The 12,377-nt window shown below is 69.2% G+C and carries 8 protein-coding genes and 1 pseudogene; 4 read left to right on the forward strand and 5 right to left on the reverse strand.

The features are described 5' to 3' along the window. Nucleotides 1-115: 115 nt before the first annotated feature. The 3 genes from radA (at nucleotide 116) to AC3A5K_RS00270 (ending at nucleotide 2,934) form a co-directional block, all read left to right on the forward strand. Nucleotides 116-1,504: a DNA repair protein RadA gene (gene radA, locus AC3A5K_RS00260; RefSeq protein ID WP_487615519.1), complete on the forward strand. Its 1,389-nt coding sequence runs from the start codon at nucleotides 116-118 to the stop codon at nucleotides 1,502-1,504. A 148-nt stretch (nucleotides 1,505-1,652) separates the two neighbouring features. Beyond that, nucleotides 1,653-2,294, forward strand: coding sequence for a 2OG-Fe(II) oxygenase (locus tag AC3A5K_RS00265; protein WP_487615520.1), 642 nt, complete (start codon nucleotides 1,653-1,655; stop codon nucleotides 2,292-2,294). Between the two features lie 130 nt (nucleotides 2,295-2,424). After that, nucleotides 2,425-2,934: a hypothetical protein gene (locus AC3A5K_RS00270; protein WP_487615521.1), complete on the forward strand. Its 510-nt coding sequence runs from the start codon at nucleotides 2,425-2,427 to the stop codon at nucleotides 2,932-2,934. 88 nt (nucleotides 2,935-3,022) lie between these two features. On the opposite strand, the gene AC3A5K_RS00275 is transcribed toward AC3A5K_RS00270, so the two are convergent. The 4 genes and pseudogenes from AC3A5K_RS00275 to AC3A5K_RS00290 all read right to left on the reverse strand — a co-directional run bounded on the left by AC3A5K_RS00275 (nucleotide 3,023) and on the right by AC3A5K_RS00290 (nucleotide 7,788). After that, complete coding sequence (locus AC3A5K_RS00275; RefSeq protein ID WP_487615522.1) at nucleotides 3,023-4,594, reverse strand: DHA2 family efflux MFS transporter permease subunit; 1,572 nt, start codon at nucleotides 4,592-4,594, stop codon at nucleotides 3,023-3,025. Between the two features lie 34 nt (nucleotides 4,595-4,628). Further along, nucleotides 4,629-5,834 (reverse strand): annotated as a pseudogene (locus AC3A5K_RS00280) (EmrA/EmrK family multidrug efflux transporter periplasmic adaptor subunit). Next, complete coding sequence (locus tag AC3A5K_RS00285) at nucleotides 5,831-7,336, reverse strand: efflux transporter outer membrane subunit (protein ID WP_487615523.1); 1,506 nt, start codon at nucleotides 7,334-7,336, stop codon at nucleotides 5,831-5,833. The pseudogene AC3A5K_RS00280 and the gene AC3A5K_RS00285 overlap by 4 nt, the downstream one beginning before the upstream one ends. Next, nucleotides 7,333-7,788, reverse strand: a complete 456-nt coding sequence (locus AC3A5K_RS00290; protein ID WP_487615524.1) for a MarR family winged helix-turn-helix transcriptional regulator — start codon at nucleotides 7,786-7,788, stop codon at nucleotides 7,333-7,335. The genes AC3A5K_RS00285 and AC3A5K_RS00290 overlap by 4 nt, the downstream gene beginning before the upstream one ends. Nucleotides 7,789-8,198: 410 nt before the next feature. Between AC3A5K_RS00290 and AC3A5K_RS00295 the strand changes: the two genes are divergently transcribed. Then, on the forward strand, nucleotides 8,199-11,558 hold the full coding sequence (locus tag AC3A5K_RS00295) for an autotransporter family protein (RefSeq protein WP_487615525.1): 3,360 nt from the start codon (nucleotides 8,199-8,201) through the stop codon (nucleotides 11,556-11,558). Between the two features lie 12 nt (nucleotides 11,559-11,570). On the opposite strand, the gene AC3A5K_RS00300 is transcribed toward AC3A5K_RS00295, so the two are convergent. Further along, nucleotides 11,571-12,356: a cytochrome C assembly family protein gene (locus tag AC3A5K_RS00300; RefSeq protein ID WP_487615526.1), complete on the reverse strand. Its 786-nt coding sequence runs from the start codon at nucleotides 12,354-12,356 to the stop codon at nucleotides 11,571-11,573. Nucleotides 12,357-12,377 lie beyond the last annotated feature (21 nt).

Here is a 12,377-nt window from a genome sequence, read left to right on the forward strand (position 1 = left end):
GTCGGCGATCCCGTCATGCCGTGCAATGCCGTACGCGTCGCCATCGCGACGGTCTCCGATGGTGCGACGGGCCTCCGCTATGCTGCCGCGTCTCTTCCACCGATCGCGCATTCCCGTGGCCAAACCTGCTGCCAAAGCCCGTACCGCCTTCGTCTGCAACGAGTGCGGCGCCGATTTCAACAAGTGGCAGGGCCAGTGCAGCGCCTGCGGCGCCTGGGATTCGATCTCCGAAATCGTGCTCGAAAGCGCGGCCGCGGCGAGTTCGCCGGCGTCGCGTCGCAGCGGCTGGGCCGGAAAGATCGATGCGCCCAGGGTCATGGCGCTCAAGGACGTGCAGCAGGGCGAAGACGTGCGCGTGTCGACCGGCATCGGCGAATTCGATCGCGTGCTCGGTGGTGGTCTGGTCGAAGGTGCGGTCGTGCTGGTCGGTGGTGATCCGGGCATCGGCAAGTCGACGCTGCTGCTGCAGGCGCTGGCGCAGATGGCCGGCACACTGCCGGGCCTGTACGTCACCGGCGAGGAATCGCTGGCCCAGGTCGCGGGTCGCGCGGTACGGCTCGGGCTGTCGCTCGATGGTCTGCACGCGCTGGCCGAGACCGGCATTGAACGCATCCTGCAGCACGCGTCCGAACTGCGCCCGAAGCTGATCATCGCCGACTCGATCCAGACGCTGTGGACCGAGTCGCTGACCGCCGCCCCGGGCTCGGTGAGCCAGGTCCGCGAATCCGCCGCGCGTCTGGTGCGCTACGCCAAGGAAACCGGCACGGCCGTGTTCCTCGTTGGCCACGTGACCAAGGAAGGCGGCATCGCCGGTCCGCGCGTGCTCGAGCACATGGTCGATGCGGTGCTGTATTTCGAAGGCGACAGCGGCAGCCGCTTCCGGGTCATGCGCGCGTTCAAGAACCGCTTCGGCGCGGTCAACGAACTCGGCGTGTTCGCGATGGGCGACAAGGGGCTCAAGGAAGTGCCCAACCCGTCTGCGATTTTTCTATCCGGCGGCAGCACGCCGCAGCCCGGCAGCTGCGTGATGGTCACGCGCGAAGGCACGCGGCCGTTGCTGGTCGAAGTGCAGGCGCTCGTGGACGCATCGCCGCTGTCGAATCCGCGCCGCGTCGCGGTGGGCATGGAAGGCAACCGGTTGGCGATGCTGCTGGCGGTGCTGCACCGCCACGGCGGCATCATGACCGGCGACCAGGACGTGTTCGTCAACGTGGTCGGCGGCATCCGCGTGCAGGAAACCGCGGCCGATCTGCCGGTGCTGCTGTCGGTGCTGTCGTCGCTGCGCGATGCGCCACTGCCGGACAAGACGATCGCGTTCGGCGAGGTCGGATTGAGTGGCGAGATCCGCCCCGTGCCCAATGGCGAAGAGCGCCTGCGCGAGGCGGCGACGCATGGGTTCAAGCGCGCGATCGTCGCCAAGGCGAATGCGCCGAAGACCGGCAGTTTCAAGGGCATGGAGGTCATCGGCGTCGAGCGTCTGGCCGAGGCGCTGGAGCACATCTGATGCTCGTCATCTGAGGCACACTCCATACATGGCCGGATCCGATTTCACGACACTCCTCGACGCGGCTGCGTCGGATCCGCGCATCTTGCTCGGTCATCGGCAGGATATGGACTCGCTGTGCGGCACATTCGCCAGGGAGGGCCGGGTCGTGGTCGCGGACGCGCTCGACGGGGACTTCGCCCGTGCCTTGCGCGCCAGCATCGACGCATGGCCGCGCTGGGCCTTGGTGACCCGGATCAACGGCGCCCATCGCAATTTCGACGCGGCCGCGATCTCCGCGATGACACAGGAGCGGATCAAGCCTTTGCAGGCATTGATCGCCGAGGAAACACGCCACGGCATGCAGTACCTCTACGAACGCTTCCCGGTCCACGACATCGACTACGAGCCGGAACGCCTGCCGTCGGCACTCGACCTGTTCCGGGAGCTGCTGCGTGAGGGGCCGCTCATCGATCTGGTGCGCACGATCACCGGGTTCGAGGACATCGTGTTCGGCGACGGTCAGGCGACGCGGTACCGGGCCGGCCATTTCCTTACTCGTCACGACGATGCGCAGCCGGGCAAGCAGCGGCGGGCCGCCTACGTGCTGGGTCTGTCGGAAGACTGGCGCCCCGACGACGGTGGCCAACTGCAGTTCCTCGACGCGCGGGACCGGGTCGAGCACGTCGTCGTTCCGGCGTTCAATACGCTGACGCTGTTCCGGGTGCCGCGTCCGCATCTGGTCACGGCGGTGTCGCCGTTCACCGACAATGCGCGCCTGTCGATCACCGGCTGGATGCGCGCATCGTGAGCGTCGCGGCCCGCGCGAGACATGTATGTTCGCAGGCGCGAAATCCGGGGCCGCGCCTTGGACGACAGACCGCATGATCGACGGGCGATCCGTCGCACGCACAGCGTCAATCCTGCTGCACCCCTTCGTCGTGCTTACGGTGCTCGCCTTGCTGGCGGCATGGCAGGTCGATCCGGCATCGCTGATCCGAACCGCTGTCGGCATCTGTATCGCCATCGCGATCGTGTCGGTCTTCATCTGGCAGCGCCGCCGCGGCGGCCACTGGCAGACCGTCGATGCCTCACGTCGGCAGGAGCGACCGCTGCTGTACGTTCTCGCGCTGCTCGTCGCCGGTGGCTACTGGCTGTGGATGGGCGGCCGCGCGTCGGCGACATCCAACGGCGTACTCGCCGCCGTGGCGATGCTGTGCGTGGCCGGCATCGCCAATCGCTGGATCAAGCTGTCGCTGCACATGGCGAGTCTGTCCTTCGCCGGCGTGGCCGCATGGTCGTTGTGGCCGGCCGCGGCGATCGTCGCACTGGCGACGTTGCCGCTGCTCGGATGGTCGCGTCTGAAGATGGCGCGGCACACGGTGCCTGAAGTGCTCGGCGGCACCGTGCTGGGTCTGCTCTCAGGTGCGACGCCGCTCGCAGCGGGCTGACCATTCCGTAGGCGCGCGCTTGCGCGCGATACGGCTTTCCCGGTAGCGCCGTCGCGCGCGAGCGCGCTCCCACGTTCGCGCGTGGCGCTCAGTGCCCACCCGACGCCGCGCCGCCCAGCTTCGCCACGAACGGCGGCTTCGCCATCCACACGAAGGCGATGACCACCAGGAACAGGATGCCGAGCAGGTGGAAGATCTCGTTGAAGCCCAGCTGCGCGGCCTGCTGGGAGATCATCTGGTTGAGCAGCATCGCGCCGCGTTGCACATCGCCCTGGCCCAGCGTGGCGACGGTCTGCTGGATCACCGGGTCGTGCGCTGCGAGGTGTTCGGTCAGTTGTGCGTGGCGCACGGTGCTGCGCTGGTTCCAGCCCCAGGTCGTCAGTGACGCGGCGAAGCTTCCGCCGAGCGTGCGGCAGAACGTCGCCAGGCCCGAGCCTGCGGCGATCTCGTGCGGCTCCAGGTCCGACAGCAGGATGGTCAGCACCGGCATGAAGAACAGCGCGACGCCGAGTCCCTGCCACAGCTGCACGGTGGCGATGTGCTGGAAGTCGACGTCGAGGTTGAAGCCCGAGCGCAGGAAGCTGGTGAACGCCATCACCATGAAGGCGAAACTGGCGAGAATGCGCAGGTCGAAACGCGTCGCGTACTTGCCGACCAGTGGCGTCAGCAGCACCGGCAGGATGCCGATCGGCGCCGTCGCGAAACCGGCCCAGATCGGCGTGTAGCCGAGATTGCGCTGCAGCCACAGCGGCACCAGCAGGCCGACCGCGAAGAACGCCGCGTAGCCGAGCACCATCGCGATCGTGCCGAACGCGAAATTGCGGTGCCGGAACAGGCGCAGATTGACGATCGGATCCTGCTCGGTGAGTTCCCAGATCAGGAACACCGCCAGGCCCAGGACCGCGACGACGGCGAGCACGACGATCTTCGTCGAAGCGAACCAGTCCTCGTCGTTGCCGAGGTCGAGCAGGGTCTGCAGAGCGCCGACGCCGAGTACCAGCGTGACCAGGCCGACATAGTCCATCTTCGGCGTTTCGAGCTTTTCCGGCCGGCCGCGCAGCTGGTTGGCGACAACGACGCTGGCGAAGATGCCGATCGGCACGTTGATGAAGAAGATCCATTCCCAGCTGTAGTTGTCGGTGATCCAGCCGCCGAGGATCGGCCCGCAGATCGGCGCGACCACGGTCACCATCGCCAGCAATGCGATCGCCTGGCCGCGTTTGGCCGTTGGATAGATCGAGATCAGCAGCGCCTGGGTGACGGGATACATCGGGCCGGCGACGAAGCCCTGGATCGCGCGCGCGGCCACCAGAAATCCCATGCTCGATGCGAGACCGCACAGCAGCGACGCGAGCACGAACGCGAACGTCGCCCACACGAACAGCTTGCGTTCGCCGAAGCGCCGGACCATGTAGCCGGTCAGCGGCAGCGCGATCGCGTTGCTGACCGCGAACGAAGTGATCACCCACGTCGCCTGGTTGGAACTCGCGCCGAGGTTGCCGGCGATCGTCGGCAGCGACACGTTGGCGATCGTGATGTCGAGCACCTGCATGAACGACGCCAGCGCGAGGCCGATCGTCGTCAGCGCGAGGTTCGGCGGACGGAATGCGGTCGGCGCGGCGGGCGACGGCGCCGCGCCGTCTGCAGTCGTGGAGGCCATGGTGGGGGCTCGCGTTCGGCGTGTGGCGCAGGCGTCAGCGGGCCGCGGTCGCGGCGCCGGGCAGGTTCTGTTCGATGGTGCGTGCGATCAGCGCGTTGGCGGCCTGCAGTTCGTCCACGTAGGCCTGTGTCGACATCAACGGCGTCGCGCTGCGCGCGCTGTCGGCGGCCAGTACCGGACCGTCCTGGTCACGGATCGAGACATCCACCTGCATGCTCAGGCCGAGCCGCAACGGGTGCGCGGCGACCTGCGCGGGATCGAGCTCGATCCGCACCGGCACGCGCTGCACGATCTTGATCCAGTTGCCGCTGGCGTTCTGCGCCGGCAGCAGCGAAAACGCGCTGCCGGTGCCCATGCCGAGACTCGCGACGCGGCCGTCGTAGCGCACGTCGCTGCCGTAGAGATCGGCGTGCACTTCGACCGGCTGGCCGATGCGCATCTTCGTCAGCTGGGTTTCCTTGAAGTTCGCCTCGATCTAGACCTGTTCCAGCGGCACGATCGTCATCAGCGTATTGCCCGGCTGCACGCGCTGACCGAGCTGCACCTCGCGCCTGGCGACGTGGCCCGACACCGGCGCGACGATCGCGGTGCGCTGGCGGTCGAGATACGCCCGGCGCAGCTGCGACGCGGCGGCTTCGACCTGCGGCTGACTGGCGATCTCGGTCGCATCGACCAGCGCGCGACTGCGCGAGAGTTGCCCGCGCGAGGCCGACAGCGTGGCTTCGGCCGCGGCCAGCATGTCGCGTGCGTGTGCCAGTTCTTCCTGCGAGACCGCGCCGCTGGCGACAAGGCCCTCGCGCCGCTTCACGTCTGCGCGCGCCTGGGTCACCGCGACCTGGCGTGCAGCCAGTTCGGCCTGGCCGGATTCGACGCTGCTGTACAGGCCGCGCACCTGGCGCACCGTACCGGCGAGATTCGCGACGGCCTGGTCGTAGGCGACCTGCGCGTCGTTGGGGTCCAGGTGCACCAGGGCCTGGCCGGCTTCGACCTTCATGCCGTCGTCGGCATCGATCGAGACCACCGTACCCATCGTCTGCGGCACGATGCTGACGACATTGCCCTGCACGTAGGCATCGTCGGTGTCCTCGTGCCAGCGCGCCACCAGCAGGTAGTACGCCAGCCATCCGAGGAAGGCGATGACCGCGACGGCGGCGAGCAGCAGCAGGGCGCGGCGACGCTTGCCGTTTGGCGGCGCGGCGGCGGGCGTGGCTTCGGCGGGAGAGTGGGAAGCTGACGTCATGGCGTGATCGCCCGGGCAAGGTCGTGCGTGGAGGAGGGCGGTGCGATCGGCGTGAGGCCACCGCCGAGTGCGCGGTCCAGATCGACCGCCGCGTCGAGACGCAGTGCCCGCAGTGACGCGCGCTGCTGTTCGAGCTGGAACAGCGGACGTTGCGCGGCCAGCACATCGAGCTGGGTGCCGAGGCCGGCGTCGTAACGTGTGCGGGCCAGCGACAGTGCGCCGTCCGCGGCGGACACTGCCGCATCGACGGTCAGGAGCTGCGCGTCCAGCGCACGTGCGGCCTGCACGGCGTCGGTGACCTCGCGCAGCGCGCCGACCAGCGTCTGGTTGTAGCCGGCGACCGCGAGGTCGTAGTCGGCATCACGCTGCGCCAGGCCACTGCGCAGGCGGCCGCCATCGAAGATCGGCAGGCTCAACGCCGGACCGCCCAGGCCGAGCAGGGCCTCGTTGCCGAACAGGTTCGACAGGCCACCGGATGCCAGGCCGACCAGCGCGCTGAGGTTGACGCTGGGCTTGAACGCGGCGGTCGCAGCGTCGATGCCGCGACCCGCCGCTTCGACCCGCCAGCGCGCGGCGACGACGTCGGCGCGGTGGCCCAGCAGCTCGCTGGGCAGGACCGCCGGCACGGCGGGCGAGGGCCTCGCCAGCAGGCGCGGCGGCGCGATGTCGAGTCCGCGATCGGGGCCCTTGCCGAGCAGCGCTGCGAGTGCGTTGCGCAACGCGTCGATCCGCTGCTGCGCTGCCTGCTGCTGCTGGCGGGCGATGCCGATCGTGGTTTCGGCGTTGCGCAGCTGCAGCTGGTTGTCGAGGCCGGCGTCCACGCGCTGGCGGCTCAGCGTCATCAGGCGCGACGCGCGGTCCTGTTCGCGCCCGGCGACGGCATGCGCATCGAAGGCCTGTGCCAACGCGATGTAGGCGTGGGCGACATTGGCCGAGACGGTCAGCCGCGCGGCCTGGGCATCGACTGCCGTTGCCTGCGCCCGGCCGACGGCCGCCTCGTACCGGGCGCGCTGGCCGCCCCAGAGGTCGGGCGCCCAGGCGAACTGCAGCATCAGCACCGTGCTGGCATTGAGCTCGCCGCCGAGTGGCGCGGGTGCCAGGGTTTCGGGCAGCTGCACACCGGTGTAGCGCGCGCTGGCACCCAGCGTCGGCCGGCGCTCGGCATCGAATAAACCCGCCTGCGCCTGCGCTGCACGCGTACGCGCATCCGCGGCCGCCAGCGACGGACTGTCGCGCAGGGCCTCGGCGATCAGCGCGTCGAGTTGCGGGTCGCCCAGCGCGCGCCACCAGTCGGTGGCCGGAAACGCGGCGGCGCTGAAGCCGTCGCCCGTCGGCGCTGCACCGAGGCTGCGCGCGCTCGACAGGCCATCCGCATCGGCGGGGGCGAGTTGCGGCTGCAGGCCACGGCTGCTGGCACAGCCGGCGAGTGCCAGCGCGGACGCCAGCAACAGCACGGCCGGCGCCCCACGGGGGACGCTTCGAACACGGCAGGACATGGTCATTCGCCCGGGAAGGAGAGGTTGTCGCGAACCTGCGCAAGCAGGCGGGTGAGTTGACGCTGTTCGTCATCGGACATGCCGGACAGCGCGCGTTCGCGCACCCGGCGGCCGCACTGGTCGATGTCGCCCCAGATCGCGCGGCCCTGTTCGGTGAGGTCGATATGCAGCGCGCGGCGGTCACGTGGATCCACCACCCGCGTCACCAGCCCGCGGGCGACCAGCTTGTCGAGCAACCGGGTCATCGCCCCGGGATTGAGTTCCGCGGCGCGGGCGAGTTCGGTCGCGCCGACTGTGCCCGCGGCGATCTTTTTCAGCGTGATGTACTGGCTGAAGGTCAGCTCATGTCCTGCCTGCGCCAGCTCGTGGGCCATCCGCGCCCACATGGTGTCGCGCACCTGCCGGAACAGCAGGGCCAGCGACGACGCGCTTTCGTTGGGGGGCAGGAGAGCTTCCATGGCGGCGCATATTCCTCGCCCGCGCAATAGTTGTCAATGCAAGTATTGTTCTGGCAATGGAATGCTGCGGTCGGTCTGTCGAGCGGCCCGTTGCCGCGGAAAACGCGTGTGCGCACCCCGGCAGGTTTGCGTCATAGCGCGCAGTGGCGCGCGCCACGCGGGGGCACCGCAGCACATTGCTCACGCATGCCTCACACAGGGTCGTAGTGAGATCGGGCGGCAGGGGCTGAATTCCGGGGGTGCGTGCGTCGCAGATGCAGTCCCGTCAACGCGGCGGCGGATGCTGCCCGGGAGTCTTGTTGATGGTGTTGAAACGACGCACTCGCCTTACCACACGTTCCGCGCTGGCAGTTTCGATTGTCGCCGCGCTTTCGATCACAGGCACCACCGCGCACGCCGCCTGCGTTCTGGTGCCGACCGCCGGCAACGACACGCACGTCTGCAGCAGCGACGTGTACACCGGCGACCTCGTCGATCTCGATGGCAGCAACAGCCTTGAATTTCCCGCAGGCGGCAGCGGCGTCATCGATGGCGGCGTGACCTTCGGCGCCGGCGCCGATCGCATCGACATGCAGTCCGGCACCATCACCGGCACGGTGAATCAGGGCGCCGGCAATGACGTCTTCCTGATTGCCGACGGCGCGGTTGCGGGTGATGTGAACCAGGGCAATGGCGTCGACCGCTTCGTGATGACCGGCGGCACCATCGCTTCGCTCAACCAGGGCGCCCAGCTCGATTACGCCGAAGTGCATGGCGGACGGATCATCGGCCTGTTCTTCGCCGGCGATTTTTTCACCATGATCGGTGGCCGCATCGGCGAGGTCAACCTCGAGCAGGGCAACAACGAAATGCGCATGTCGGGCGGCAGCATCGACGGCAACGTCAGCGCCGCGCAGAACAACGACCTGCTGGAACTCTCCGCCGGCGACATCGGCGGCACGGTGAACTTCGGCAACGGTGCCAATACGGTGCGGATCAGTGGCGGCCGCATCGGTGGCGACGTGCTGACCGGCAGCGGTGTCGACGTGTTCGACATGCGTGGTGGCACGGTGGCCGGCAGCGTCAACCAGGGCGCCGGTGACGATCTGTTCGTCCTCGCCGACGGCACCATCGCGGGCTCGGTCTTGCAGGGTGACGGCAACGACCGTGCAGAGGTCTCCGGTGGCCGCATCGGCGGCGATCTGGACCAGGGCGAAGGCAACAACGTGGCGGTGATCAGTGGCGGCGAGATCGCAGGCGCGCTGACGAGCGGGAGCGGCGTCGACTCGATCTCGGTCAGTGGCGGCAGTATCGGCAGCGTCAGCCAGGGCGGTGGCAACGACGTGTTCGAGATCAGCGACGGCGTGGTGCTGGGCGCGGTCAGCCAGGGCGCGGGTGTCGATCGCTTCGTGATGACCGGCGGCACGATCGGTTCGTTGAACCAGGGCAGCGAGCTCGATTACGCCGAAGTCCACGGCGGCCGCATCGTCGGCCTGTTCTTCGCCGGCGACTTCTTCACGATGACCGGCGGGCGGGTCGGCGAGGTGGATCTCGAGCAGGCGAACAACGAGATGCGCATGTCCGGCGGCAGCATCGACGGCAACGTGCGTGCGGCGCAGGGCAACGACCTGCTGGTGCTGTCGGGTGGCACGATCGGCGGCGGCGTGACGTTCAACAACGGCAACGACACGGTGATCGTGTCCGGCGGCCGCATCGGCGGTGACGTGCTGCTGTTCAATCCGGGCAGTGCGAGTGTGCAGTTGCACGGCAACAATCTCGTGCAGATCAGCGGCGGTGCGATCGGCGGCGGCATCACGACCGGGCAGGGCAGCGACCGCTTCGAGTGGACTGGCGCCGGCAGCATCGGCGGCGACATCGCGTTAGGCGCGGGCGATGATCAGGCGATCCTGCGCGGTCTCGACGAGGCGTTGCTCACGGCGACCGCGGCACCTGGCAGGCGGATCGACGGCGGCGAAGGCGCGGATGTCACGACCGGCAACGCTACCGATCGTCTGGTGTTCGACGGCACGACGTCCGCAGGCGCTGCGCGCTATACGCGCTGGGAGCAGGTGGCGCTGACCAATGCATCGGCGTTGACGCTCGACAGCGACTTCGTGCTCGGCGATGCGGGGACCGCGACCGGGCGGTTCGACATCGATGCGTCCAGCCGGCTGCTGGTCGGTGCCGGCGCAGATGCGGCCATCGCGCCCTTCGCGGCCGGGAGCGCGGCGACCGTCGTCAACGCGGGTCTGATCGATTTCACCAACGGCGCATCCGGCGCGGGCGACCGGTTCACCGTTGTGGGGGACTACATCGGCGCAGGCGGCGCGTTGCGGCTGGACACCGTGCTGGGCGGCGATCACTCGGCCTCGGACCGCCTCGTCATCTCCGGCGGCACTGCCAGCGGCTTCACCGGGCTGGATGTCATCAATGCCGGCGGCACCGGCGCGCAGACGCGCGCGAACGGCATCCTGCTGGTCGAGGCCGTCAACGGGGGCGCGACGGACCCCGGCGCATTTGCACTCAACCAGCCGGTGGCCGCCGGCGCGTACGAGTACCTGCTGTTCCGCGGCGGCATCACCGATGGCAGCGAGGACAACTGGTACCTGCGCAATACGGTGGTCGCACCGCCGCCGCCTACGCCGGACGATCCGGATCCGACCCCGCCGCCGCAACCTGCGCCCGTGCCGCGGCCGATCGCGCCGGCGCCGGGACAGCCTGATCCGGCGCCGCCGATACAACCGCCGTCGTTTCCGCCGCCCACCCCCGGCAACCCTGCGCCCCCGCCGCCGGATCCGCCCACGCCGGAGGCCACACCGCGGATCGACGACGTCGTGCCGCTGTTCCGGCTGGAAACCCCGGCTTACGCAGTCGTGCCGCCCGCTGCGCACGAGATGGGCCTCGTGATGCTCGGCACGTTCCACGAGCGCCAGGGCGAGCAGGGGTTCCTGCGCGCGGATGGCGCGCTCTCCGCGGGCTGGGTCCGCGTACTGGGGCAACGCCATGAGCGCCACTGGCGCGGCACCGCGGATCCCACGTTCGATGGCGGACTGACCGGCGTGCAGGCGGGTGTCGACATCTATGGGTCGGCGCCGGGCGATGGGGCGCGCCATCACGTCGGCGTATTCGTCGGTCAGGCGCGGATGCGCGGCGACGTACGCGGATTCGCGCTCGGCTGGGACAATCTCACCGTGGGCGATCTGCGGCTCGACGGAGATCACGTCGGTTTGAGCTGGTCGCGCGTCGCGCCCGACGGGGCCTATCTCGACGCGGTCGTGATGGCCGCGCGGCTGGAAGGCACTACCCGCTCGAGCCGGAATCTGGGCGTGCAGCTCGACGGTGACAGCCTCGCCGCGTCGCTCGAAGGCGGCTGGCCGATCGCACTCGGCGAGCGCTGGACACTCGAACCGCAGGCGCAGCTCATCTGGCAGCGCGTGTCGTTCGACGATGCTGCCGATACGTTCTCCAGCATCGGCTTCGACGCGGAGGATGCCGTGACCGTGCGCATCGGTGCGCGGTTGCACGGCAGTTACGACACCGCGGTCGGCGTGGTGCGTCCCTATCTCAAGGCCAATCTCTGGCACGACGTGGGCAGCACCGATCGGGTCACCCTGGGTGGCGACGTGCTGGCCAGCGAACGCAAGGGCACTGCGCTGGAGCTCGGTGGTGGCGTGGTGTCGCGCGTCAGCGAGGGCGTCAGCGTGTTCGCGGTCGGCGACGTCACCCGCAACCTGGGCGGCGAACGGCGGCGGGTGCTGGAGGGCACGCTCGGCGTGCGCCTGGACTGGTGACGCGGCTGACGCTCAGCCGCGTCTGAGCACCAGCTCCAGCACGAACTTGCTGCCGAAGAACGCCAGCACCAGCAGCGCCATCGCGGCCAGCGTCCAGCCGACCGCGCGGGCGCCGCGCCAGCCGTGGCGCCAGCGGCCGAACAGCAGGGCGCCGAAGGCCAGCCACGACAGCACGCTGAGCACGGTCTTGTGCATCAGGTGCTGGGCGAAGAAATCGTCGACGAACAGCACGCCGGTGACGAGGGTCGCGGTGAGCAGGGCGAAGCCGACCCAGATCGTGCGGAAGAGCAGCGATTCGAGTTCGGTCAGCGGCGGCAGGGCGCGCAGCCAGCGATGGAATTCGCGCCGGCGCAGGGCGCGCTCCTGCGCCCACAACAGCAGCGCGAGCAGCGCCGCGACCGCGAGCGCCGCGTAAGCCAGCAGCGCGAACCAGGCATGCAGCTGCAGACGCCAGTCCAGAGTGTCGGACACCGGGTGCGCGGACTGGCCGTAACCGAGCAGGGTCAATGCCGCGATCGGAAACACGATCACGCCCAGCGCCGCCATGCGTCCGCGCACGTCGTACAGCACGGTCAGCACCGCCATGCCCAGGCCGACCAGCGACAGGGCCGCGAAGAAATGCAGTTCCGCGCCGACCTCGCGCCACACCAGCACGTGCGCGCCGGCATGCAGGGCGACCGCGCCGAGCGCAGGCACGGCCCACCACGCGTTGCCCGGCGCCGGCTCGCGTGCGACGCCGCGCACCAGCGCCGCGGCCGCCAGCAGATAGAGCAGGGCTGCGATGAGAACGATTGTCATCGCGCGAGTGTCTCATGGCGC

This window comes from Luteimonas sp. Soil_C_5, from assembly GCF_057656615.1.